The organism is Haloarcula sebkhae (assembly GCF_014647415.1).
Lineage (GTDB): Archaea > Halobacteriota > Halobacteria > Halobacteriales > Haloarculaceae > Haloarcula > Haloarcula sebkhae.
Window position 1 is genome coordinate 228,464 of sequence record NZ_BMPD01000001.1, and the last position, 24,023, is coordinate 252,486.

General features: G+C 65.4%; 27 protein-coding genes. 12 read left to right on the plus strand and 15 right to left on the minus strand.

All coding sequences use genetic code 11. The features are described 5' to 3' along the window. Window positions 1–25 precede the first annotated feature (25 nt). On the minus strand, window positions 26–793 hold the full coding sequence (locus IEY38_RS01165) for a hypothetical protein (protein WP_188974652.1): 768 nt from the start codon (window positions 791–793) through the stop codon (window positions 26–28). Window positions 794–925: 132 nt separating this feature from the next. Continuing rightward, the gene (locus tag IEY38_RS01170) at window positions 926–1,897 is read right to left on the minus strand and encodes an alpha/beta fold hydrolase (RefSeq protein ID WP_188974654.1); all 972 of its coding nucleotides are present in this window, start codon (window positions 1,895–1,897) and stop codon (window positions 926–928) included. A 105-nt stretch (window positions 1,898–2,002) separates the two neighbouring features. On the opposite strand from IEY38_RS01170, the gene IEY38_RS01175 reads away from it, so the two are divergent. Next, window positions 2,003–3,028 (plus strand): amidohydrolase family protein, encoded by a 1,026-nt coding sequence (locus IEY38_RS01175; protein ID WP_188974656.1) that lies wholly within the window; start codon window positions 2,003–2,005, stop codon window positions 3,026–3,028. A 35-nt stretch (window positions 3,029–3,063) separates the two neighbouring features. Here IEY38_RS01175 and speB read toward each other — a convergent pair whose 3' ends face one another. Continuing rightward, window positions 3,064–3,867, minus strand: coding sequence for an agmatinase (speB, locus tag IEY38_RS01180; protein WP_188974658.1), 804 nt, complete (start codon window positions 3,865–3,867; stop codon window positions 3,064–3,066). A 2-nt stretch (window positions 3,868–3,869) separates the two neighbouring features. Next, window positions 3,870–4,250 carry a translation initiation factor IF-5A gene (locus IEY38_RS01185; protein WP_188974660.1) on the minus strand — a complete coding sequence of 127 codons (381 nt, stop codon included), beginning with the start codon at window positions 4,248–4,250 and terminating at the stop codon, window positions 3,870–3,872. Window positions 4,251–4,448: 198 nt separating this feature from the next. Here IEY38_RS01185 and IEY38_RS01190 point away from each other — a divergent pair, with 198 nt between their 5' ends. The 7 genes from IEY38_RS01190 (at window position 4,449) to IEY38_RS01220 (ending at window position 9,916) form a co-directional block, all read left to right on the plus strand. Beyond that, window positions 4,449–5,087 (plus strand): HAD family hydrolase, encoded by a 639-nt coding sequence (locus IEY38_RS01190; RefSeq protein ID WP_188974662.1) that lies wholly within the window; start codon window positions 4,449–4,451, stop codon window positions 5,085–5,087. Next, window positions 5,081–6,004, plus strand: a complete 924-nt coding sequence (locus IEY38_RS01195; RefSeq protein ID WP_188974663.1) for a CobD/CbiB family cobalamin biosynthesis protein — start codon at window positions 5,081–5,083, stop codon at window positions 6,002–6,004. Before IEY38_RS01190 ends, IEY38_RS01195 begins: the two co-directional genes overlap by 7 nt. Beyond that, on the plus strand, window positions 5,995–6,798 hold the full coding sequence (gene cobS / locus IEY38_RS01200) for an adenosylcobinamide-GDP ribazoletransferase (RefSeq protein WP_188974665.1): 804 nt from the start codon (window positions 5,995–5,997) through the stop codon (window positions 6,796–6,798). The genes IEY38_RS01195 and cobS overlap by 10 nt, the downstream gene beginning before the upstream one ends. Continuing rightward, the gene (locus IEY38_RS01205; RefSeq protein WP_188976109.1) at window positions 6,798–7,337 is read left to right on the plus strand and encodes an NTP transferase domain-containing protein; all 540 of its coding nucleotides are present in this window, start codon (window positions 6,798–6,800) and stop codon (window positions 7,335–7,337) included. The genes cobS and IEY38_RS01205 overlap by 1 nt, the downstream gene beginning before the upstream one ends. A gap of 91 nt (window positions 7,338–7,428) precedes the next feature. Continuing rightward, on the plus strand, window positions 7,429–8,487 hold the full coding sequence (locus tag IEY38_RS01210) for a threonine-phosphate decarboxylase (RefSeq protein ID WP_188974668.1): 1,059 nt from the start codon (window positions 7,429–7,431) through the stop codon (window positions 8,485–8,487). Further along, window positions 8,480–9,196: an adenosylcobinamide amidohydrolase gene (locus IEY38_RS01215; RefSeq protein ID WP_188974670.1), complete on the plus strand. Its 717-nt coding sequence runs from the start codon at window positions 8,480–8,482 to the stop codon at window positions 9,194–9,196. Before IEY38_RS01210 ends, IEY38_RS01215 begins: the two co-directional genes overlap by 8 nt. 69 nt (window positions 9,197–9,265) lie before the next feature. Next, window positions 9,266–9,916 (plus strand): cob(I)yrinic acid a,c-diamide adenosyltransferase, encoded by a 651-nt coding sequence (locus IEY38_RS01220; RefSeq protein ID WP_188974672.1) that lies wholly within the window; start codon window positions 9,266–9,268, stop codon window positions 9,914–9,916. Between the two features lie 20 nt (window positions 9,917–9,936). On the opposite strand, the gene IEY38_RS01225 is transcribed toward IEY38_RS01220, so the two are convergent. Further along, window positions 9,937–10,206, minus strand: a complete 270-nt coding sequence (locus IEY38_RS01225) for a hypothetical protein (RefSeq protein ID WP_188974674.1) — start codon at window positions 10,204–10,206, stop codon at window positions 9,937–9,939. Between the two features lie 75 nt (window positions 10,207–10,281). Here IEY38_RS01225 and IEY38_RS01230 point away from each other — a divergent pair, with 75 nt between their 5' ends. The 3 genes from IEY38_RS01230 to IEY38_RS01240 are packed head-to-tail and all read left to right on the plus strand — an operon-like array spanning window position 10,282 to window position 13,142. Beyond that, window positions 10,282–11,760, plus strand: a complete 1,479-nt coding sequence (locus IEY38_RS01230; RefSeq protein WP_188974676.1) for a cobyric acid synthase — start codon at window positions 10,282–10,284, stop codon at window positions 11,758–11,760. A gap of 60 nt (window positions 11,761–11,820) precedes the next feature. Continuing rightward, entirely contained in the window at window positions 11,821–12,588 is a 768-nt protein-coding gene (locus IEY38_RS01235) for a nucleotide-binding protein (protein ID WP_188974678.1), read from the plus strand. After that, a complete protein-coding gene (locus tag IEY38_RS01240; protein WP_188974680.1) occupies window positions 12,585–13,142 on the plus strand; it encodes a hypothetical protein in 558 nt (185 codons plus the stop codon). Before IEY38_RS01235 ends, IEY38_RS01240 begins: the two co-directional genes overlap by 4 nt. 204 nt (window positions 13,143–13,346) lie before the next feature. On the opposite strand, the gene IEY38_RS01245 is transcribed toward IEY38_RS01240, so the two are convergent. From IEY38_RS01245 to IEY38_RS01255, 3 genes are all read right to left on the minus strand, one after another. Continuing rightward, window positions 13,347–13,580: an HTH domain-containing protein gene (locus IEY38_RS01245; protein WP_008308192.1), complete on the minus strand. Its 234-nt coding sequence runs from the start codon at window positions 13,578–13,580 to the stop codon at window positions 13,347–13,349. A gap of 312 nt (window positions 13,581–13,892) precedes the next feature. Beyond that, window positions 13,893–14,708, minus strand: coding sequence for a helix-turn-helix transcriptional regulator (locus IEY38_RS01250; RefSeq protein WP_188974682.1), 816 nt, complete (start codon window positions 14,706–14,708; stop codon window positions 13,893–13,895). A gap of 68 nt (window positions 14,709–14,776) precedes the next feature. Next, complete coding sequence (locus IEY38_RS01255; RefSeq protein ID WP_188974683.1) at window positions 14,777–16,381, minus strand: FAD-binding domain-containing protein; 1,605 nt, start codon at window positions 16,379–16,381, stop codon at window positions 14,777–14,779. 147 nt (window positions 16,382–16,528) lie between these two features. Here IEY38_RS01255 and IEY38_RS01260 point away from each other — a divergent pair, with 147 nt between their 5' ends. Beyond that, window positions 16,529–17,041, plus strand: a complete 513-nt coding sequence (locus tag IEY38_RS01260) for a hypothetical protein (RefSeq protein ID WP_188974685.1) — start codon at window positions 16,529–16,531, stop codon at window positions 17,039–17,041. 57 nt (window positions 17,042–17,098) lie between these two features. On the opposite strand, the gene IEY38_RS01265 is transcribed toward IEY38_RS01260, so the two are convergent. The 7 genes from IEY38_RS01265 to IEY38_RS01295 are packed head-to-tail and all read right to left on the minus strand — an operon-like array spanning window position 17,099 to window position 24,007. Next, window positions 17,099–17,632, minus strand: coding sequence for a DUF7261 family protein (locus IEY38_RS01265; RefSeq protein ID WP_188974687.1), 534 nt, complete (start codon window positions 17,630–17,632; stop codon window positions 17,099–17,101). Continuing rightward, window positions 17,629–18,033, minus strand: a complete 405-nt coding sequence (locus IEY38_RS01270; RefSeq protein WP_049944098.1) for a DUF7262 family protein — start codon at window positions 18,031–18,033, stop codon at window positions 17,629–17,631. Before IEY38_RS01270 ends, IEY38_RS01265 begins: the two co-directional genes overlap by 4 nt. Next, window positions 18,026–18,730 carry a DUF7263 family protein gene (locus IEY38_RS01275; protein WP_188974689.1) on the minus strand — a complete coding sequence of 235 codons (705 nt, stop codon included), beginning with the start codon at window positions 18,728–18,730 and terminating at the stop codon, window positions 18,026–18,028. Before IEY38_RS01275 ends, IEY38_RS01270 begins: the two co-directional genes overlap by 8 nt. Further along, window positions 18,727–19,173, minus strand: coding sequence for a DUF7266 family protein (locus IEY38_RS01280; protein ID WP_188974691.1), 447 nt, complete (start codon window positions 19,171–19,173; stop codon window positions 18,727–18,729). The genes IEY38_RS01275 and IEY38_RS01280 overlap by 4 nt, the downstream gene beginning before the upstream one ends. Continuing rightward, complete coding sequence (locus IEY38_RS01285; protein ID WP_188974693.1) at window positions 19,166–19,891, minus strand: DUF7289 family protein; 726 nt, start codon at window positions 19,889–19,891, stop codon at window positions 19,166–19,168. Before IEY38_RS01285 ends, IEY38_RS01280 begins: the two co-directional genes overlap by 8 nt. Continuing rightward, a complete protein-coding gene (locus IEY38_RS01290) occupies window positions 19,888–21,780 on the minus strand; it encodes a type II secretion system F family protein (RefSeq protein WP_188974695.1) in 1,893 nt (630 codons plus the stop codon). Before IEY38_RS01290 ends, IEY38_RS01285 begins: the two co-directional genes overlap by 4 nt. Continuing rightward, a complete protein-coding gene (locus tag IEY38_RS01295; protein WP_188974697.1) occupies window positions 21,770–24,007 on the minus strand; it encodes a type II/IV secretion system ATPase subunit in 2,238 nt (745 codons plus the stop codon). The genes IEY38_RS01290 and IEY38_RS01295 overlap by 11 nt, the downstream gene beginning before the upstream one ends. Window positions 24,008–24,023 lie beyond the last annotated feature (16 nt).

The window sequence follows — 24,023 nt, forward strand, 5'->3', positions numbered from 1 at the left end:
TATGCTTTTCTCTACCGGCGTCTGGCTACCCGTTCGATTCGACCAACTGGCCGTTTTCCTGGCCGATGAGGTCCCGGTCCACCGCGGCGTCGATGATGGCGTCGAACTGCTCACCGTCGATGTCGTAGGCGTTGACCGCGACTTCACGGATCTCCGCGCGGTCGACGGGCATCTCACGGTTCTGGAGCAAGCGCATCACTTTGTTATACTCCAGTTTCGTCAGCGAGGGGCTGTCGTCGCTGCCATCGTTGTCGTCGCTGTCCGAACCACGTTCGGTGTCTCCGCTCTCAGTTCTGGCCGCCGAGCCACTCGACGCAGTCGGTTCCGCCATTTGCCTGTCCGTGGTGTCCGCCGCCGCCGCGTTCGTCGAATCGGATTCCGCAGCCGCGTCCGTCGTCTCCGGTGATTGCGACGACTGTTCCTGTCCCGCCGCGCTCGCGCTATCGTCACCCAGCAGCGAGACATCATCGGCCGTTTCAACCACGCTGTCGGTGGTTGTCGGCTCGTCGGTCAGCGGGTCGTCAGTCGTCGGTGTCTCGGATTCGTCCAGCAGTCCCGGCGACTCCGTTGTCCCAGCATCGCCAGCCGTTTCCGCTGTCTCGCGGGCGTCCGCCTTCGCCGCCTCGACGGCCGGTTCGACGATGGTTGCGAGCTTCTCCCGGCAGGTCGAGCAGAGGACGACGGTCCCCTGTTTCTCGGCTTCCGGGTCCAGCGATTTCGGGATAATCGGATATTCAGAGAGCGAGACATCGAGCGCGCCGCCACAGAAGTAACACGACGATAGCTGGTCCATGCTCGAAAAAGAAATGGTCTGTTCACTAAAAGACTACTTGCTGTGTCGGATGCCAAGCAAGTGGCGACGGCCACGGCGGTCCGAACAGAACGGAGCTGAGCCGGCGTTTACGGTGCATTACAGTGGAAACACTCATTCATCGAAGAACGCCCGAACCAGTTCTGCGACGTCGTCACCGGGCTCCAGCCACGGCGTATGGCCGTCTCCCGGGAGTTCGTGAAACTCGGCGGTGGGCATCTTTTCGGCGACGGGACGGCCCACAGTTGGCGGGTAGAAAGCATCCTCCGTCCCCCAAATGAACTGCGTCGGGCGGTCGATCCGCACAATTTCGTTTCGGATATCAAAGAGGGGGTGGGCGCGGCCGTACGAGCCCTGTGCGGTCGCCAGCGACCGCTGGCTCTCCGGCCGCCCGGGTAGGCCCTGGCCGGCGGCGAGCAGTTCGTAGAACACGTCCGGTATCGCTGCGGTGTCGATAACGTTGATTCGCTGCATCGATTGCCTCGCGTTTTCGACCGGGTCACCACGGCTGAGCAGCCACAGCAACACGCGGTTGAGGCCGCGGACCGTCAGCAGGCGAAACATGAGCGGGAGATCCCGCGAGACGCCGCCCGGTGCACCGACCAGTTGCAGCCGGTCCACGCGGTCGTGGTCGAGTGCGAGCAGGAACGACTGCAAGCCGCCGTGGGAGTTGCCGACGACGTGGGGCCGGTCGATAGCGAGGTCGTCGAGCAGTTCCAGCAAGTATGCGACCAGAAACGAGCGGAGGTCCCGGTCCCGATAGCTCGGCGCGGCCGAAAGGCCGAGCCCGGGCCGGTCGGGAGCGTACACGCGGTACTCGTCGGTGAGCGACGGGAACAGGGGGAGCCACGTCGCCGCCGGTGTCCCGACGCCGTGAAGGAGAACGACGGGGTCCCCATCCGGGTTCCCGCCAGCGAGATAGTGAACGCGACCCGCAGCGTCCGTCTCTGTCACTCGTGACTCGACGGCGAGGTCGTAGTGATCGGCGAGGCGGGCCTGGGCGTCCGCGTACCGACGCTCGGCCGGATGGGGCCAGTCGTCCGTCGACAGCGCGCGGCCCTCTGGAACTGTGGTGCCGACACTCATACGCGAACTATCTGACGCCGACCGTATCAGTGTACCGTGGCTCACGGCGAGCAGAACAGATTGTGCCTCCATGAGACACATATAGCTCCGCCACCTCGCTGTCCCATGGAGCGAATCGAAGGCACCATCCTTGCCGGGCGGTCGTTCGAGCCAGTCCACGGCAGCGTTGTCGTCGAGGACGGGTACATAACGGCCATCGAGGAGACGCCGGCCGACGAAAGCGACCACAACCGCATTGTCCTGCCGGCGTTCGTCAACGCCCACACGCACGTTGGAGACTCGGTTGCGAAGGAGGCGGCTGTCGGACTTGGACTGGAGAAGGCAGTGGTCCCGCCTGACAGCCTGAAACATCAGCAGATCGCAGCGGCCGACGACGAGACGCTGATTGCCGCGATGCACCGCACACTTCGATTCATGCAGCGAACCGGCACCGCGGCGTTTCTCGACTTCCGGGAGTTCGGCGTCGACGGGGCGCGGGCGCTACGTGAGGCCGCCGAGGGACTCGATATCGAGGATTTCATCTTCGGGAGCGACGACTCCGAAGTGCTTGACATAGCTGACGGATTCGGTGCCAGCGGCGCGAACGACGACGATTTCACCGCCCGGCGGACCGCCACTGAGGAGCGTGGGGTCCCGTTCGCTATCCACGCCGGCGAACCGGACGCCACCGATATCCACCCGGCACTGGATCTGGAGCCGGAGCTGCTGGTCCACATGGTCCATGCCGAGACGGAGCACCTCGAACGGGTGGCCGACCAGAACGTCCCCATCGCGGTCTGCCCCCGCGCGAATCGCGTCCTCGGGGTCGGCCGGCCACCGATTGAGACGCTGCTTGAGTACACAGACGTCGCGCTCGGGACGGACAACGTGATGTTGAATGCCCCATCGATGTTCCGTGAAATGGAGTACACCGCGAAGACGTTCGACCTCTCCTCGCGGACGGTGCTCCGGATGGCGACGACCGCTGGAGCCGAAGCCGTGGGGCTCGAATGCGGAGTCATCGAACCCGGCCGCCGGGCCGCCCTACTGGTCCTCGATGGCGACTCGGACAACCTCTCGTCCGTCGCCGACCCGGTTGACGCAGTTGTCCGGCGGGCATCCCCGCTAGATATCGACCGGGTCATCTGCTGAACGGACGGCGAGAATGGACCCGGATATATTCCGGCTTAGCGCTGGTCTGCGTAGACGAACACGAATGCCCGAAGGAGTTTTGCGGCCAGCGTCGCCGCCTGACCGTCGTCGCGGTCGTTGACCTCGACAACGTCGAAGCCGACGGCGTGCGGTGCGACGGCCCGGACTACGTCGTGCAGCTCGCGTGGTTCGAGACCGAACGGCTCCGGTGTCCCGGTCCCCGGCGCAAACCCGGGATCAGCAGCGTCGATATCGACGGAGAGGTACACTCGCTCGTCGTCGAACCCGGGCGTCCAGTCGGCTACGTCTTCCGGCGGAACCACGGTCACGTCGTCCTCGTTCGCGCGGTCCCATTCGGCTTCCGAGCCAGTGCGTGCGCCCAGCACGATTGCCTCGTCGGCCACCGAGAGCGCGTGGCGGGTCACTGTCGCGTGGGAGTACTCGTCGCCGGCATAGGACTCGCGCAGGTCCAGATGCGCGTCCAAACAGACGAACACATCCGGATCGAGCGCGCGCACACCAGCGACGGAGACGGTGTGTTCGCCACCGACGACGAGCGGGACGGCCCCCTCGCTATCGAAATCCGAGAGGGTGCCCTGGAGGAAAGTGAGGTACTCGGCGACGTCGGCGGTGGGGCCGATGTCGCCGTGGTCATACACGGAACAATCAGTGAAGTGCTGGTCGGTGCGGTGGTCGTAATCGTCGAACTGCTGGCCGAACTGGCGGACGCGGCGCGGTCCGAACCGGGCCCCGGGGCGAAACGATGTCGACGCGTCGAGCGGTGCGCCCACGAGCGCGTAGTCGGCCGCCCCGCGGTCGGCCCCCGCACCGGGCAACATCGTTACGAGCGTGTGATCTTGCGCTGCTCTTCGTACTGGAGGTACTCGATCTCGTCGTCAGGCTGGAGGTTGATGTCCTCTGGGACGCGCATCGTGAACGTGTCGTACGTGTCAAGGTCCATGACCTGAGCGTCGTTGCCATCAGTCGAGACGACCTGACCCTGTTTCCGGTTGACGATCGGGACCCAGACCTTCGCGTCGACAGGCTGGGACAGCGAGCGCTTTTTCCCGTCGAAGACGCCCTTGGCGTCGATTCGGGCCTTGGCGCTGCCGTGCTTGCCCGGCTTGGCCGTGCTGTAGGAGTTGATCTTACACGGCGTGTCTTCGATCATGACGTAGCTACCTTCGTCGAGCTCTCGAACTTCGGTCTGCTCTCTTGCCATACCGCCGGATTACCCCTGTTTGGGTATAAACGGTTTGGAATGCCGCAAGCCAGACCCGTCGCGACTCCCGCTCTATAGCTGGGTTCGCGTAGCGTGTGGGTCACGCACGCCCAGAACGTCCCGACAGCAACACCGCGTCCGGCGACCGTTTCCGTCCTACCCCCACAGTTCAAGTGAGTTTGCACTAACCACACAGGTGTGGCACTCTCGTTCGATCTGTTCGGGACACTCGTCACGGCAGACCGGCCGTCGGAGCCGTGGGATGCCGTTGCGGCGGCGCTTATGACCCGGTCGGTTCGGGTGCCGGACGACTGGGAGGACGCCTACCGCTCGGCCCATCGCGACTACGACCGCGGCCGGGAAGCGCCGCTGGACGAGCACGTTCGGCTGGCACTTGACAGCCGCGGAATCGAGGTCACAGAGGAGACGGCAACCGAGGCCGTCCTCGACGCGTTCGACAGCCCGGTCACGGTCCGCAACGGGGCCATCGACGCGGTAGACGCCGCAGCACAGCGGGGCCCGGTCGCTATCTGCTCGAACTGCAGCGTCCCGGGGCTGGTCGAGCGAACGCTGGAACGAGCAGCTATCGAAGCCCGTAGCGACCACGCCTTCGACGCCGTCGTCACCAGCGTCGGCTGTGGCTGGCGGAAACCCCATCCGAATATCTTCGAGGCGACCGCCGACGCACTCGACGTGGCGCTTGCCGACCTCGTCCACGTCGGGGACGACGCCCGGACGGACGGCGGCGCGGGCCGCGTGGGTGCGCAGTCGATGCTGCTGGAGGACCGTTCGCTCCCGGCGATAGCCGAACAACTCCGCGAGGGGGAACTGTGCTGAGCGCGCTGGCAGTAGCCGTCGCGGGGGGACTAGAACTTGTGATCGGTGAGCCGCCGACCCGCTTGCATCCCGTCGCGTGGTTCGGACGGCTCGTCGGGACGATCGACCGCAAGTGGGACCACCCGCTTGCGGTCGGAACGCTCGCCGCGACCCTGTTGCCGCTCGGCGTTGCTGTTGTCGTCGGTGGCGGCGTCGCACTCGCCGCCAGTATCGCGCCCCTCGCCGCCGTCACGCTCGCCGGCCTCGCGCTGTTCCTGACCACGAGCCTCCGCAGTCTTCTTTCGACTGCACGGGGTGTCATCGCTGACACCGACACCGACCTCACAGCTGCTCGGGACGGGCTCCTTGCACTCGCTGGCCGAGACGCGAGCGATCTGTCTGCGGGCGAGGTCCGGAGCGCGGCCGTCGAGAGCGCGTCCGAGAACCTCGCCGACGGCCTCGTCGCGTCGCTGGCCGCGTTTGTCGTGGCCGGCCTCGTCGCTGCGGGCGTTGGCCTGTCACCCCTTCCCGCCGCTGCCGGTGCAGCGGCGTGGGTCAAGGCCGTCAACACGATGGACTCGATGCTTGGCTACCGCTCGAAACGCATCGGAACGCCCGCGGCACGGCTCGACGACGCCGTGATGTGGCTCCCAGCACGGGTGAGCGCGCTCCTGCTCGCCACCGCCTGCGGGTCGCCTCAATCAGTGGCCCGCGCCCGGGCCTGGCTGGACGGCGTCCCGTCGCCGAATTCCGGGTGGCCGATGGGGACGGCCGCCGCGGCGCTTGACGTTCGACTCGAAAAGCCGGGCGTGTACGTCCTGAACCCCGCGGGCGGACTCCCCGACGTGGCGACGGCACAGCGTAGCGTGACGCGGGTGGGCGTCGCCGGGGTGCTGGCGTACTTGCTGGCCGGGCTGGGGGTGCTCGCGTGGTTCTGACTGCGGTCCGTGGGGCGCTGGGGTTCCTCTCGCAACTCCCGGTCGGGCATAGCGAGCAGGCGTGGGACGCCTTCGTCGAGACGCCGGCGGCGTTCCCGCTGGCCGGGTACGTCGTCGGCGGCCTCGTCGCGCTCCCGTTTCTCGCCGCTGGCCTGCTCCCGGCCCCGGTCATCGCCGCGGCATATCTCGGAACCGTCGTCCTCGTCACCGGCGTCAACCATGCCGACGGGCTCGCGGACCTCGGGGACGCCGCCGTCGTTCACGGCGACCCGGCGGAGCGCCGCGACGTGATGCGGGACACGACCGTCGGCGTCGGGGCCGTCCTCGCGCTTGGGACCGTCCTCCTCGCGCTGGCGCTGGCCGCGGTGGCTGTTGCCGGACTTCCACCGCTAGTCGCCGTTTCGCTGGCCCTCGCCGCGGAGGTGGGAGCGAAACTCGCGATGGCGACATTGGCCTGCGTCGGCCGTCCGAGCCACGAGGGGTTCGGGTCGACGGTCATCGACGGGAACGGCCCGCGCCACCTCGTCGGCTCGCTCGCCGTCGCGCTCCCGGCTGCTGTGATCGCCGTTCCGGCAACCACCGTCGCAGTTCTCACCGGCCCGCTGCTGGCGCTTGGCCTCTCACGCTGGGCCGACCAGCGACTAGGCGGCGTCAGCGGCGACGCGTTCGGTGCGGCCAACGAACTCACGCGCGCCACTGCGCTCCACGTCGGCGTCGCAGTGTGGTCGCTGTTCGGTGGCATCTGGTCGGTGCCGCTTGTCGACTGGGGGGTTCTCGCGTGGACGCCCTGGTGATGTGTGGCGGGCGCGGGACGCGGCTCGACACCGAGGTCGAGAAACCGCTTTTTCGAATCGGCGGCGTGCCGATGGTCGACCGCGTAGTCGGCGCACTCAAAGATAGTTCCGCCGAGCGAATTATCGCCGCAACGTCGCCGAACGCGCCGGATACGGGGTCGCATCTGGACGTTCCCTGCATCGAGACGCCGGGTGAAGGGTACGTCGCGGACCTCGACGCAGCGCTGGCTGATGACAGACTCTCCCGGCCGGTGCTGACCGTCGCCGCTGACTTGCCGCTGCTTGACGGCGAAATAATTGACCGCGTGCTGGACGAGTACAGCGGGGGTTCGCTATCGGTTGTGGTCCCGGCCTCGCTGAAGCGCGAGCTTGGCGTCAGCGACGACACGACGTTTGAGGACGGCGACCGGGAAGTCGCGCCGACGGGCGTCAACGTGGTCGGCGACGGCTCCGACGACGCCTGGCTCACGCGGGACCGACGCGTCGCGGTCAACGTCAACACGCTCGCTGACGCACGCGTGGCAGAACAATGGCTGTAACTACAGACAGTGGACAGTGACTGTAATCATAGACGGTGGACACCGGGCCGCCGCGAAACTTTCTCCACACCGCCCGCCGTAGCCCTTGTCAATGGACCCTGATTCGGTCGAGGGCGTGCGAGCGAGTGGCGGTGACGGACCCGGGGACGCCATCGGTCCGGACGGGCGCGTGCCACATGGCAGCAGCGACGACCCGGACCTGCTGGATTTCAGCGCGAACACGAACCCCCGCGTTCCGCCGGACGCTGCGGAGACGTACCAGAAAGCGTTCGAAGCTGCCCGCTCGTATCCGGCGGATGACTACCCCGCGTTCCGCGAGGCCGCGGCGGCCTTCGTCGACTGCGACCCGGCACAGGTGATACCCACGGCCGGTGGCCTCGAAGCCATACGCCTCGCGATTCAGACGACGGTCCGAGCGGGTGATAGCGTCCTCGTTCCGTACCCTAGCTTCGGTGAGTATGCCCGCGAGGTTCGGCTCCAGGGCGGGACGCCGGAGTTCGTTCCATATGACGAACTGCTGACCGCCGACCCGGTCGGCCACGCACTCGCCATCGTCTGCAACCCGAACAATCCGACTGGCGAGACAGCGGACCCGGCGGCGCTCCGGGCCTTCGCCGATGACTGTCTCGACGCCGGGACGACGCTGCTGGTCGACGAGGCCTTTCTCGGCTTTACCGACGAGCAGTCACTGGCCGGTCGTGAAGGCGTCATCGTCGCACGCTCGCTGACGAAGTTATTCGGCCTGCCTGGCATCCGGATGGGCTACGCCGTCGGGACCGGCGCGGCCGGGGATCGACTCACCACAGCGCGACGCGCCTGGTCGATGAGCGCCGCCGCGGCCGCGGTCGGCACACACTGCTACGGGCAAGCTGCGTTCGTCGCGGAGACGAAAGCCCGCGTCGCCGACGAGCGAGCGCGGATGCGGGAGCGCCTCGGCGACCGCTTCGACGTGTTCCCCTCCGATGCGCCGTTCCTGTTGCTGTCGGTCAGCGAGGCCGACGAGTCCGTCGACGATATCCTCGCCTCGGCCCGCGAGGCTGGTATCGCACTCCGGGACGCCCGGACGTTCTGCGGGCTGGACTCGCACATCCGCGTCGCTGTCAGAGCGCCGGAAGAAAACGACCGGCTGCTGGACGCGCTGGATGTTTGAGACGACCGTTCGGGATGGCGTCTGTCAGCTTCGCCGTGAAGGAGCCCGCTGGCTCTCGACGGCGTGGGACGGCGGCTACCGGACCGCGGACGCCGTCTACAACGTCACCGTCCCTGAGGGGTTTGAGCGGACCGACCTCGACGCCTACCGCACCGAGCGGCTGTCCGGGGCCGATTTCCCCCTTGGCCCGGCGCTACTCACGGGCGTCCACATGGAGCACGCCCGCTGTGCCCGGAGCGGGCCGGTGTCGGTGCTGGCAACAGCTGGCCTCTCGAACCCCGCCGCGTTGCCGATGTCGGCAGCGGAGACAGCCGACGGCTCCGACGGGACTGCGTCGAATACGGCGGACAGCTCCGACTGGCGGCCCGGGACGGTCAACCTCGTCGTCGGGGCCGACCGCGAACTGGATGAGGGCGCGCTGGCGACGCTACTCGCCACTGCCGTCGAGGCGAAAGCTGCGACGCTGCTGGACGCAGCGGGCGTCCCCGGAACTACCTCGGACGCGGCCATCGTCGGCTGTGTCCCGAGCGCCGAGCAAGCACCCTTCGCGGGGAGTGCGACCGAAATCGGGGCCGCTACCCGCGTCTGTGTCCGCGATGCTATCAGAGCGAGTCTGGCCGCCCGCTACGGGGGCGATGCCCTGCCGACCGTCGACGGCGCGGAGTACGGCGTCGTCACCGACCGGGATACCGAGGTTTTCGAGCCGTGAAAGGACAGTGTGTCACACGACAGTCCCGCAGTCCAAACGGCTAAACAGAATCCGGTCGAACAGACGGGCATGACCGACAACACGGCCGGCCCGACCGCCGAACCAATCGAGCCGAGCGCGCCCGAGGAGTTCGGACTGGTACAGGTCTGGTGGGGCGACGGCAAGGGCAAGACGACGGCGGCGTTGGGGATGGCGACCCGCGCCGTCGGTCACGGCTACCGCGTCCACCTCCTGCAGTTCATGAAAGGCGGGACCAGCACCGTCGAGGACGTGCGCGGTGAGTACAACGCCATCGCCGCCCTGCCGGGGTTCTCCTACGAGAACGCCGGCCACTACGGCTGGCACGGCTTCCTCGACGGGAGTGAGGACGACGAGCACGAGGCCCGCGCGAAGGGAGCGCTCGACCGGGCACGAGAGATCATTCAGGCTAGCGGCGACGCCGACCTCTCGACGCCACAGGACGCCGACGGCCCGCCGGAGGAGGGGGTCAATATGCTCGTCCTCGACGAGGTTCTCTACGCCGCGAACCGCGGCCTCGTCGGCCCCAAAGACGTGATTGGACTTATCGAATCCAAGCCGGACGACCTCGAACTCGTCCTCACAGGCGGACACGAGCGGCCGGAGTTCCTGACTGACCTCGCGGACCTCATTACGGAGGTCAGCAAGGAGAAACACCCCATCGACGCCGGCCAGGGCGCGCGGAAGGGGACGGAGTTCTGAACGCAGTATCCCGAACAGCGCTACCGTTCGTCCAGTAGATCGTCGACGATCTCGCGGGCCGCTTCAACGTGGTTGTCTGCGATGGCGTCGTCGGTGCTGTCGACGTGTGACAGAATGTGGTCGATGGTCGTCAGCCGCTCGGCCAGCACGTCTTCGGGGAGTTCACCGTCAGCAATGTCGGCGGCGACGGCCTCCGCCTCCCCGAGCCAGCGGCTGGCCGTTCGTTCGACCGGCCGCTCCCCGGTTTCGGCGAGGTGTCTGTGCAACGCCTGTAGCCGTTCGTCTGTCACAGAGGGAACTCGGAAGGCCGGGAGAAAGAACCTCTGCCGAATCACTGATGTTCGCGGCGGCCCCAGCACTGCTCGATGGCTCATACGCTGCTGGTCGCCGGGACGGCCAGCCACGTCGGCAAGTCGACCGTTGCGGCCGGGCTCTGCCGCTATCTGGCCGACTGTGGCGTCTCGGTCGCGCCGTTCAAGGCTCAGAACATGAGCAACAACGCCCGGGCGACACCGGGCGGCGAAGTCGGTGTCTCACAGTACGTGCAGGCCCGCGCGGCCGGTGTCGCGCCGTCGACCGACCACAATCCAGTGCTGCTGAAACCGCGGGGCGACGGCGAATCACAGCTCATTCTGGACGGCGAGGCCGTCGGCCACTTCGAGGCCCGGGGCTACTACGACGAGCACTGGGGTGACGCGCTGGACACGGCCCGCGCGGCCCACAACCGACTCGCGCAGTCCCACAACGTGATTGTCGCCGAGGGCGCGGGCTCTATCGCCGAAATCAATCTGCACGACCGCGACCTGGCGAATGTTGAGACGGCGCGCTTCGCCGACGCCGACATCTTACTCGTCGCAGATATCGAGCGCGGCGGCGTGTTCGCCTCGCTCGTCGGGACGCTCGAACTCGTTCCCGACGACATCCGGGACCAGGTGGCCGGCGCGGTCATCACGAAGTTCCGCGGCGATCGCTCACTGCTGGAGCCGGGCATCGACGAGTTTGAGGATCGGACCGGCGTTCCCGTCCTCGGTGTGATTCCCTACGACGACCCGGGCCTCCCCGAGGAGGACAGCGTCGCGCTGCCGCCGGTCGGCGAGCGGTCCGTCGTCGGTGACGATGACGACATTCCCGAGGCCGAGAGTGTCACCGTCGCGGTGCCGCGGCTCCCACGCATCTCGAATTTCACCGACCTTCAGCCGCTCGCCCGCGAACCCGGTGTCAGGGTCGCGTACGTCCCGCCCGATGCCCCCCTCAACGACGCCGACGCGGTGGTCCTGCCGGGGAGCAAGAACACGGTCGACGACCTACAGGTACTCACCGACGTAGGGTTCGGTGACCGACTGCGGGCGTTCGACGGGCCCGTCGTTGGCCTCTGTGGCGGCTACCAGATGCTCGGCGAGGCAATCACGAACGCTGCAGTCGAAGGGACCGGCGACGCGGACCAGATCGAGGGGCTGGGCTTGCTCCCGGTGACGACGGCGTTCAGCGAATCGAAGACAGTCGAACACGTCGAACGGACCCTCGACGGTGTCGGACCGCTCTCCGGGGCGAGCGGGACCGTCGAGGGCTATGAGATTCACATGGGCGACTCAACACTGACCGGCGAGGCAGCCCGCCCCTTCGACAGTGACGGAGCGGCGACCGACAGCGTTCTGGGAACGTACCTCCACGACCTCTTTGTCAACGACACTGCGATAAATGCCTTCGTGAGAAATGCGTTCGAAAGTGCTGGTATGGACCTTCCAGCCGCAACCGAGCGAGCCGACGGCGACCCGTACGAACGAGCGGCCGGGCTCATCGACGACCACGTCGACCTGGGACCGCTCGGACTGCCTGATCGGTGAGTGTTTGATACTACTTCAACTTCCGGAAATTTATATACAGCTAGCCCGCAATATTCCCCAATGGTCGAAGTGTTCGCGGTCGCCAGTGGGAAGGGTGGGACTGGCAAGACGACGAGCACCGTCGCCCTCGGGATGGCGCTGTCCGACCGCTACGACGTGACAGTTGTCGACGCCGACACGGGCATGGCGAACCTCCTCTTTCACGCCGGCCTCTCCGACGCCGAGACGACGCTGCACGACGTGCTGGCCGACGAGGCACCCGTCGAGGCGGCTACGTATGACCGGTTCGGTCTGACCGTCGTTCCCTGCGGAACGAGCCTCGACGGCTTCAGGGACGCCGACCCGGACCGGCTTCGAGACGTGGTTGCGGCGCTTGCGGAAGACACGGACATCATCCTGCTGGACTCGCCGCCGGCGCTGGACAGCCGAACTGCCGTCCTCCCAATCGTGCTGGCCGACCGCATCGTCGTCGTCCTTCAACCGACGATTCCTGCTATCTCGGACGGGCTAAAGGTCCAGGAGTACGCGACGACCTACGACACGGACGTAGCCGGACTCCTGTTCAACAAGATCCGCGAGTCCGAATCCATCGAGCAGGTCTCGGAGAAGACCGAGCGGTACTTCGACGGGCCGACGCTGGCCGCGGTCCCCGAAAGCGAGCGGGCCCGTGAGGCACGGCGTGCCGGCCGACCGCTGCTTGCCCACGCTCCCGAATGCGAGGCGGCGACGGCCTATCGAGCGGCCGCCGAATCGCTCACCGTGCGGGATGGGGCAGCCGCCGACGCCGCCGATCGGTTCCAGAGCGCCGTCATCCCCGAGTCACTATGAAACTGCCCCGCGGCCGACTCGACAAGTCCCGCGTCGTCACGGATCCGCGGGACACGCTTGCCGACGTACTCGACCGCGAACTCACCGGCTACGCCGTCTTCGAATCCCAGGAGACGCTCCTCCTCGATGGCGAAGGGCGGGGGGTCATGACGTTCTCTGACGGCGTCCCCGTGCTGGTCTATCACACCGGGACAGACCGCGGTGGCCCCCCGGCGCTTGCAGACCTCGCCGTCCCCGGGCCGTACCACGTCTCGCTGTACACGCTCGACGCCGCCGACCTCGAATCGGCACACGAAGCAGCCGACCTCCGAGTCTCACCCGGGATGCCCGCCGAACGGCTGGGCGGCGACCCGGCGCTGGCCGACAGTACGCGACGGGCGGCCCCCGACGAGCGGCTGTCAGCGATGGGCGACGGCGACGCGGAAGCACCCGAGGACGGAACCGCCGACCAGAGTGCCGTCGAAGCGTTCCTCGACGACGCCGAGAAAATCGAGGCCATCAAGCAGCAGGCACGCTCAGAGGCGCGCGAACGCGCACAAGAGTGGGATTTCTGACGGCTTCGCTTAGAGAGAACTCGATACACTACTGCTGCTATCGGTCTGCTTCGCGACAGGTCTTCAGTGTGTACATCGCGACACGGCCCCGGTTTCACCCCGAAACGGAATCCATGACGGCTCGTCGGTATTGCTGTCGCAAGATACCGCTATGCGTAGGCCCCGAGATCGGCATTATCTGCAAGTAATCTACACCAATCGAGATCAGTCTGCTCGGACTGGGATCCACCACACCCGCGACCGGCCCCCGACTTTCTTGCTCGTGATATCCGTCTCTGATTCGAGGTCGTGGAGTTTATTCAGCGCAGTCCGGCGCGAACAGCCGAGTCTGTCCGCCACCTCCGACGCCGTGAGTGGCTCCGCGTAATCGTTCCGGTGTCTGAACACCTCGATAACGTCCGATTCAGTGTACTGGATCTCTCGTCCAGGCGGAGACATACTTCTGTCAACGATTGCCACACACTTATACTGTCGGCTATTATTTCATTCTGGATGAAAGTATAGAAACATAGCCGGTTGTTGTCACAAAACGATCCCGGATGTCGGGTCAGACTGGCACGAACTTCCTCAGTTGTTACAGCCCCTGTAACATGTGTTATATCCCGAAACAGTTACAGCGAATAAGTATAGGCACCCACCGGCTATAGCATGTTCCGGGGATACGCAATCCCGCCCTCCAGTGGGTGCTGGCGCGCCGACCAGTGCTCCCTTCGGCCCTTCCACACCGGACTCCATCCGTGAGCGCCTGGATTACTGCTTGTTTTCCTGCACCGACAGGACTGATTCAAGCGGCTGTGACCGCGCTCTGTATCGGTCGAACACTGTCTCAGCCCAGTTATAGACCGCTTTGGCATCAGATTCGGCTATTGCCCGGACGTTGTTCCGGTCGTCGTAGGCCGCCAGACAGACCCGTGAGCGGTCCAGCGCGAGGCCGATATCGAGTGGCGTATCGTGGACGTACGTATCGATGTTCTCGTGTTCGACGCCTCGCTCCAGTGCGTCCGAGAAATCGGACGCGGACCGTTCGAGTACGCCGTGGTCGATGATGAATTCGATATGCGTCCCCGTTTCGAGCAGATCCACCGCGACATCGTTGAACACCGATGTAACGATGGGCGAGATGGCCCGAACGTCGCCATCGACCTCGTGCAGCCAGTCCGTGAACCGATCAATCGCGGCCAGCGGGTTCTGTTCGGAGCTCGTCGTGAGACAATCGGGGTCTAACAGCTCCGCCGGGAGGTCCGCCGCCATAGAACCGAGATGGACGGCCAGCGGGCCGACCGCCCGAGCTCGTTCGACCTCGCTCATGAGTGCCGTGTACTGGTCTAACACCCGCTGACCAGTCACCGTGAGCCGGTACTCACCGTCCCGTTTGACGACCCACTGGCGCTCAGAGCAGCCCGCGAGTATCCGCTGGATTGTGGTTCGGGTCGCATCTACCGTGTCGCACAAATCGGTTGGCCGTGCCGGCCGCTCCTGGAGCTGGGCCAACACCGCGAACCGCTGTGGTGACCCAGTAAGGAACTGGCAGTCCTCGAAAACGGTATCGTCCGGACCCTCCGCCATTGTACACATGTGGGTTGGCGACTGTCTTAGCCTCTTTGGCGTGTGGCAACACTGACCGAGTGCTGGAGCTACTCGTCGCCGAACGAGTCGAGACTGGTCTGGGTCCCGCCGTCTTCTTCGCCGTTCGAGGCATCCGTCCCGTATTCCGCGGCGATACGTGCAGCGGCGTCGCGGCCACCAGAGAACGAGGCGCGACGTACAACCGTCGAGTCGCGCAGGGCGTCGGCCGCGTCGGCACGCACTGCCTCGTATCGCCTTTGGAACGCCTGTCGGGCCGCGTCGTAGTCAACGACCGGGTGCGGATAATCCTCACCGATGTCGACACCACAGGACGCCTGCACGTGGACCGGTGTCTGCTCGGGCTGGTCGAGGTACTTGTCGGGGAGCGAATCGAGTTCGGCTACCCACTTGCGGATGAACTCGCCGTTCGGGTCCTGATCGCGGACCTGCTTGCGGGGGTTATACAGCCGAAGGGCCGGCTTGCCTATCAGTCCGCACTGGGACTGCCACTGCGTGTAGTTGATCGCCGCAGAAGCGTCGATGAGGTGGTGATAGAACCAGTCCGCGCCGATCAGCCAGGGCTGCTGGAGGAGGTGGTAGTAGACCGAGGCACACATCGCCCGCATCCGGAAGTTGAGCCAGCCCGTCTGTTTGAGACACCGCATCGAGGCATCGACCATCGGGAACCCGGTCTGTCCATGCTTCCAAGCGGCCACCAGATCGGGATCATATTGTGCCGCGTTGAACCCCTCGAACACCGGGTTTACTGCCGTATCGAGCCAGCCGGGCCAGTCTTCGAGTTTCTGTTCGTAGTGTTTGTTCCAGAACAACCGCGAGACGAACATCTCTTTGCCTCGACCATCGGGCGCGTGCTCGTCGATGTACTGGATGACCTGCCGCACGGAAAGACAGCCAAAGGCGAGATACGGCGAGAGTCCGCTGGTCCCGTCTCGCGCGTCCGTCGGCGCAGAGATGTTCCTCGGGTAGTCGTCGATCCGCTCGGCGAACGCTGACAGCCGTTCGCGTGCTGGCCCGGTCCCGCCGCGGGGAACGTCGGACTTCGACGGCGTGACATCATAGTGGTCCTCGATCACGCCGATGTCGATACCGCTGTCGAAGCTCCGCGAGGTGACAGTGCTCGGGTTCCAGTCGTACTGGTCGGCGGAGAACCACGCCGACACGTCGTCCTGCCATCCATCGCGGGTCTCCGCTCGGTCGCGGACCAGCCCGTCACTGTCAACGAAAGTAACCTCGCACTGTTCCTGCACCCGACGGTCCCGTTCTTGGCCGTAGCGTCCAGTGGGAACGGCCATCGTCACGATATCCCAGCCGGCCTCGCGGAATCGTCCCAGTACGTCGACCGGGTTCCCGTGTGCGTAGGTGAGTCCACGACCAGTGGCGGTGTGGTACTGGTCTGAGAGGTCGACCAGACAGTCGTGCAGGAACCGGATGCGGCTGTCACAGGCGAGGCCGTCCGCGCCGTAGAACGCCGGGTCGAACACGAACAGCGGGAGCACGTACTCGGACGTTGCAGCCCTCGCTACTGCAGCCTGGTCACGAATCCGAAGGTGTTCACGGTGCCAGACGACTGTCCCAGCTTCGTCGTCGGCAAGCGTCGGAATCGCGTCTTGCCGTGGTGCGTTCAGCGTGCTCCCCGACTCCAGTCCCACCATACGCGCTGTTGCTTCAGCATTGGACCACAGACACCACTGTCTTTCGTCTCTCAGGGGCGAGTTCGGGACAGGAGTCGTGATTGCCAGAGCCGAAAACCATATCTGGGTATCAGAAGGATTACACCGCGAGACCCACGCTAGTCGATAATGGAATTCGAGTCCACACGCCGCCGATTTATGGAACTCACCGGAGCAAGCGCAACAGTGTCACTCGCCGGCTGTAACGCCCTTCAGGGAGGCGACAGCGACGGAACGAACACGGGAACAGGGTCGCAAAGCCAGAGCGCGGACGGGGAGCCTGCAACGGTGACAGTCGCAGTCAAACCAGACCAGGCACAGGTTCGGGAACGACAACAGGAGATCCAGTCCGAGTTCCAGGCGGGGAACCTCACACAGAGCGAGGCGCAGGCAGAGTACCGCACCGCACAGGAGAACCTTGCTGAGGACGCAATCAATTCATTCGAGGAGCGTGCGACATCTGAACTCGGCCTCACTGTCGACGATTCCGTTTCCCAGGCGGGTGCGCTGTTGGTCACTGGCCCGCCGGCTGGTCTCATCGATACCCTCTCAGTCGACAGTGTCACCGGGCTTTTCCCGCAATCGACGTTCGAGCAGATTCGGTCACAGGTTCGAACCGAAACGCCGGGAGCGACAGAATAACACACTACCGACAGTCTTCTGATTTGCGCCGGGAGAGGCAGCCTTTGTTTTAGACAGTCACCGTGAGGACCGACCGCTGGTTTCCAGAACCACGGTGACAGTGGTTTCGCCGCGTTCGGTCGTCGTCGTCACGTCGAAGCCGACGGCGAGAACATGTGTGCGGCCCACGCGATCCTGAGCGACGACACCACGGTCGGCGACGCAGTCCCCAAACTGGCGGCCCGGTCCGGAGGGACAGTTCGCGTCTTTCCACTGCCGTGCCGCAGTACCGTTGTAGGTTATATTGTAGTGGATACCGTCCTCGATCTGGGATGTCTGGAGCCGGTCAAGCCGAGGTTCCAGTCCAGTGCGAACGGCCGTCACTGCCGAATCGTTCGCCGACCAAGCGTACTGGTTCGGGATGGATGCGCTCTCGGTTGCAACGGCTCGCTCAAGAACCCGAAGCGCATCAGCCGAGGGATCGTCGTCGTAGTCGGCCGTCGCCCGAACGTCGTCGTGATAGCCCAGTTGAAGAGACGCAAAGAGAATCGGGACAAGTGCGACAGCCACAACGGTGGCCGCAACGAGGACGAGCTGTCCGCGCCGGGTCATGCGTACCACACGATTATTTGGACACTCCCGTGCCCCGTCGGCACAGTTGCGGTCCCAGTGCTGACGCCCTGTGGCGTCGGTGTGCCGACCGCCCCGTGCGGTGTTTCGACCCGGAAGAGGACGTTGTCGGGCAGGATGCGGGCGACCCGGTTCGAAAGCGCGTCCCGTTCACGATCGAAGGCCGTCGGACTCGACACGATCTCCTGCAGCCGCGTCGCCCCGCTGTGTCGCGGCGGGTCGTTAGCGAGCAACGCCGCCGTATCCGAAGCGTAGGCGTCGAGCTGTGGCTCTTGTGTGTCCGGCGCTGGCGTCCCCAGGGCAAACCCGAGCGCGACGCCGAGAATCAGCACTGTCCCGAGGGCAACTTCCACGAGCGACAGCGGCAGTTGGGCTCTATACATCGACGGTCACCACCAGGGTTTCCTTCGTCGATTGTGGGGCGTCGTAGCCGATGGTCACGTTCCCGGATTCGAGTCGACCGGCCCGCTGGAAGCGTAGTTCCGTCGTCTCGTAGGGCACCAGCGAAACCTCGTAGCTGCCGTCCAGCCCGCTTCTGTTATGAAGCACGACCCGGTCGTTAGCGCGGACCGTCCAGACGGTCGTACCGGAAGGCGGGTCGATTGTCACTGTCGCCCGCGCGCTCCGGCGGGGGAGCGTCACCGCGTCGGTCGTCGCCAGGTCAGGTGTGAGTGCTCGTGATTCCCGGGACTCGACCACGACGAGACGACTGATTCGTGTCCCATCGTGTACCGTGCCGCTACGTGCTATCTCCTCGTCAGCCAACTCGATGCTGACCGCATACTCGCTGGCCGGCGGTGCATTCTGCTCCAGCGCCGACTGATCGAAGTCGTCCACCTGGGATTGGTTGAGGACGTTGCTCCGGGCGGCCAGCGGTCCGTCCGCCGCGACGAGCCGGTCAGCGATAGCGGCGGCGACCCGTCGCTCGTCGGGGGTCCTATCCGCACCGGCGATTGCGGTGTCGGCCATGGCGACCCCCAGTCCGGTGACGACAGTCAAAAGCACGAGCGCGACGCCGAGCGCTGGTAACGATGTCTGGGCGCGCGTGGCACCGTCAGAGCGATCGGTTAGCGTGATCATCGCTCCGCCTCCAGTGTCACCGTCACGCTCCCTCGCGTTCCGGAAACCGTGACCACGGTCGGGCTACCGCTCTGCCATTCGCCTTCGAGAGTATCGACGCTATCGGGCAACACCAGCCGTGTACGGCCGCCGATCTCTGGGTCGGGATGGTCAAGGACCAGAGCAGTTCCGTCAGTCCGGATGCTGTATCCTGCCCCGTCGATGGTTTCCGGTAGCGACACCCGAACCGTCGCCGAGGCGGTCCGGGCATCCGGCGGGATAGCCTGTTCGACGCGGGCCGTCGCTTCGGCGAGCGTTCGGTCGCCGAGTTCCGCCCCGACAGCGGATTGATACGCTGGGACAGTGCCGCCGTACAGCGTGGTCGTCACTAGTCCGATGTACAGCAGCACGAGCCCCATGCTCAGCAGTTTCTCGACGACGGTGCTGAGCGCACGGTTATCCATGCCCCACCTCCGTCCGCATATCGTGGCGGACCAGATACAGCGTCCGGCGGCCCGGGAACGTCGCCACAACGCTCTGGACGCCGTCGCCGTCGATGTCCTTGACTTGCGTGGTTGCACCGACACGCTGGAAGTACTCGGCGAACGGCCGGGGCGTCTCCGTCTCGATAGCCACGCTGTAGTTGTCGGCCGGAAGCCGTTCACGCTCGTGGCTGACGTTCTGTCGGATGCCCGCGGACACACCACCCGTCCCGGACACTGTGCCGCCGCTGGCGTTGACGAACGGTGCGCCGACGATGACCGCCGTGTCGTCCCGCGTCGCTGTCACCGGCGGGTCCGATTCGAGCCACGCGTTCTCCGCGGTCCCGCGGACAACGCTCCCGGCGAGAAATCGGACAGAGCTGTCTCCGGACTCGTACACCACTGCATCGATTGGGACCGTTCGCTGGATGCCGGAGTCGTTGCGGACTCGGAGCTCTCGCTTTACCGTGGTCAGTCGTCCTTCAGTAAACCGAACACGGACCGTCTGGTGGCCCGTCTGCTCCACTGGCCGGAACGTCGTCTCGAACGTGTTGGCGACGCGGGCCTCGTCGGCGGTCGCAGTGTGGCCGTCGACGACGGTCCCGACAACAGCCGTTAGTCCACCGAGCGCGACGACGGTCAGCCCCAGCAACAGCACCACGCCGACGACGTGTGACTGGGCGTCAGTGTCGGACCTCAAATCAGACCAGCCCCCGCGAAGACGACGTAGGCGATGAGTACTAGCCCCGAGGAGTGTAACAGGGCTTCGTACGTCCCGCGACTCGCCGTGCCGGCGAACCAGCCACAGGCAAGCATCGTCGCCTGCGTGACGACGTAGAACCGGTGTTGCTCCCGGGCCGGCTCGATCGCAGTCGGGTCGAAGGCGATGTTCGCACTGCCCGAAACTGACGACAGTTGTGCGAAGCTATCGAGGACGTAAACGTTGACGGCGACAGTAATCCCGATAACGAGCAGCGCTGTCGTCCAGCCGACCGCAACGTAGACGAGCAGGGCCGAACGGATTGATTTCCGGAGATGGTAGAGCTGCCCGATCTCTGTCTGGAGCGTCTCGAACACGTCCTCCGCATCACTTCCTGTATCCAGTGCGCCGACGACAAGCCCGATGGTCTGTTCAGCCATCGGCGTGCCGACGCGGTCGACGAACTGATCGAGTGCCGCGGCCCGGCGGTCGGCCGCAGAGTCACCGGGACTATCGCCCAGCGAGAGCGTGAATGCGAGCGACTGGACATCGCTAGCGAGCGCGCCGAGTTCCACGTCGTCGGCGACACGTCGGACCGCCTCTGGAAACGGGCGGCCCAGCGCGACGTGGCCGGCGACGGCGTGAACGAAGTCCTGAATCTCTCGGTCTTTCGCGTCGTCCGCTCTGGCCCGGCGGACCGTTACCACACCGATGGGGACGCCGACGGTGGCGTACGAGAGGAGCGCGACGTTGACCGGACGGTAGCCCAGTGACCAGAGGCCTGCTGCGACTACTGTGCCCAGTGGTACGCAGGCGAGGAGTGCGCTCGCAGGGTTCGAAGGAATCGTTGCGAGTATGGCGACGGGGCTATCCGGCAGGCTGTAGCTTGGGGCGGCAGTGTTCCGCGGGCGAAGCGCGGCAACGACAAATGCCGCCAGCAACCCGGCAGCCATCACGAACGCTGCACTCCCGTAGACGACGATGGCACGGACAGTCGTTTCGCCCAGCGGCGTCGCAACGGGTTCGGAGAGGCCGGGCGCGAGAATACCCATCACAGTGACGATGAGGACGACGAGCGCGGGCAACACCAGCAACACGACGAACAGTTCCGCGAGCAGTTCGAGATAGCCGGTCGCCCGTTCGTGTTGTCGGCTCTGCTCGTGTGAGAGCAAGCGCCCCTCCATCTCCAAGTATCCCTCTAGTGCCTCGGCGCTCTGATTCGCGTGTTCGCGGAACTTCAGCAGAAACGGCGCGAGCAGGTCCCGAGAAGGGGTTTCGCTGGCGACTCGCTCGATACCGGTGTCGAGACTGCCGGTGAGAATTCCCTGATTGAGCGCGCGCCGGAAGGCGACCGCTGTCTCACCGTAGGCGTCCTGTTCAGCAACGGCGCGTAGCATCTCGCGCCGGTCGTGGGTACCGGAGGCGAGAACTCTGAGGTATCGGACTGCGCCGGGAAGCGTGGCTGCGATGTCCGCGCGCCGCGCGCTGGCAACCCACGAGAGATACCGGTTGCCGGCGACGAACACGCCCCGCTTGAGCGTGAGCCCAGCGATGGTTCCGAGGACAGTGGCCACGAGAAGTCGAGGGACTTCCGGTAGCGCCAGTCGGTTAATTACGGGAAGGCTCTGCTGGAGTACCGCGACGAACGAATCGAAGGTCCCCGGCGGCACGAGCATCGCTATCGTGGCAGTTCCGACAACACCGACACAGAGCGCTAGCCACGAGAGCCCGTACACTCTGGCGACGTAGACGCCGAAACCGGCGCTCGGATAGGCGGCTCGGTAGCGGTCGCGCGTACTTGCGTGGCGGTCGTCCTCTGCATGGTGGGCAAACAGGGCGTACAGGCCCCGGTCGAGCAAGCCGAGTGTCCCGCTGCCCTCAGTCGTCACCCGTACCGACCTCCAAGTGCGGATTATCGGGGGTCCCGGCCTGTCGCCGCAGTCGCTCGACGGTCGCTGCCTCGTTCGTCTCCAGATCGGCCAGCACGCCGAACAGGTCGTCGAAATCAGTCAGCCCCTCCTGAACGAGGTACTGGACGTAACGGTGGCGACGGTGGAACGCGTCCTCGACGGCTGACACCGGTTCGTCACGGAGGGCCGAGAGTCGGTCGAAGATGCCGGTGTCGACCTGCCGCCGGTCGTCGCCGAACTGCGGGTGGTCGTAGGCGAGTTCGAAGTTCCCGTCGGGCCGTCGCCAGCAGACGGAGTTCCAGTGGATAGTCGTCCCGTCCTTGTGTATCGTCCCGCTGCGGTCGTTCCCACCTTCGACGACAGACGGGTCGTCGACGAACTCGACTACCTCGCCGACGTAGCGCTCACCATCGACGTGCCGAGGGAACACGACGAGGTCGATCTCTTTGAGCAGGTAGGTCGGTACGCCCTTCTCGATAACGCGGTTGACCAGCGATTCGATGTCGTCGGCGTGGGTCGTCCCGATAACGCCGTGGCCCGTGTTGAGCGTTTCAGCGAAGGTTTCGAAGGATGCAGCCGTGTTGATCTCCGCGATGACCTCGACATCCGGATTGAGATAATTGCACTGTGTCATCAGATCGGCCATCGTCACGCGGCGGTGGTCCCGCTCGTGGTCCCGAGTGGTGAGCGAAACGCCTGTCTCGTGAGGAATGCGGACTTCGCGTGACCCTTCGTCGATACTGATGGGGCGGTCCCGATACGGGATAAATGGCATATGAGCATTCATCAGGGTCGTTTTGCCGGCTCCGGTGGGTCCCGAAAAGAGAACGACGCCGTGAGATTCATACAGGAGCCACAGCAGCGCGACGAGTTCCGTCGGCAGCGAATCACGCTGGACTAAGTCGACCGGTGTCATCGCATCGCCCGACTGTTTCCGGATCGAGATGTGGGGCCCGCCTTCGCTGATAGTCGGCAGGGCAACGGCACAGCGGATGGTGTCGTCGGCGTCGTGGAGGCCGTCGCCGTCGGGGTCGATGTTGACCTTCGCGCTCGGGTTCGAGGCGTTGAGTTCAACGCCGTCGTCGGCGGCCAGTTGCGTGACGACGTTGACAAAGGCCGCCTCGGAGTCGAAGGCGAGATTGGTCGGGACGCGGCCGTCGTGGCCGAGGTCGGCGCGCGGGAGGACCTTCACGCGCTCGTCGACCCGGTTCGCCTCGATGTCCTCTAGCGTGTGGTCCCGGATCGGGACAGTAAGTTTCCCGTAGCCGACGAGGTCCCGAAGGACGTAGTACAGCAGGTCGTCAAGGCGGTCGTCGGCGAACCGGTGGTCAACCGGCGGCACTGCCAGATCGAGTTCGGCCAGTGCCGACCGCAGTCGATAGCGGGCGGCGTCGACCCACTCTGTCGTGTTACGGACAGTTAGCTGCCGGGCGAGCAGTGAGCGAGCGCGTTCCCGGACGAACTCAACACGGTCTTGGACGACGCCGTTGACGCCGGTCTCCCAGACGCGCTCCTTGCACACTTCGATGAGCTGTTCGTCGCCGGGGAGCAGGTCCGGCTCTCGAACTGCGTACTTCGTCGTGAACGGATCGGCACCGAGGAGATGCTCGCGGTAGACGACGACCGGAATCGCGAAGCCCTGAAACCGGACGGTGTGGCGTTCGACGCGCTCGCTCGCGAATCGGTTGAGATACCCTGGGTCCGGTCCGAGGTCGGTTTCGGCCGGGGCGTAATCGTCGGTATGGACGACGACACCGTCGTCAGTCACGTCGGCGACATCGATGCGTGAATCCAACGCATACGGAGTCAAGTCGTCGAAACACGCCAGTGACGAGAGCGCGTGATACTCAATTCGACGACGGCTCGCCGGCGACGCGTCGATCAATCGGTCGATGACCCGACGGTGTTTCGCATCGAACCCCCCGTTCATCCGCTCGACGGCCCCCTCACGCGTCCGTGGACGCTCGATGTTCGCACCTGCGAAGTGTGACTCGACAGTCGACAGTGCGTCGGCCTCTGCCGCTGAAAGCACCGGGTCGCGGACGTCGTACCGGAACCCATTCCGTCCCCGTCGGACAGTCACGACGACCCCCGGATACACCTCGTCTTGCTCACGAACGTCCGGCGCGTACCAGGCGTCGGCGGCGTCCGGTGGCATCGGTGCGGGGACCTCCGGAGCGGTCTCCCTGCCAGCCTGTGCAGTCATACGCAGCTTTAAATTA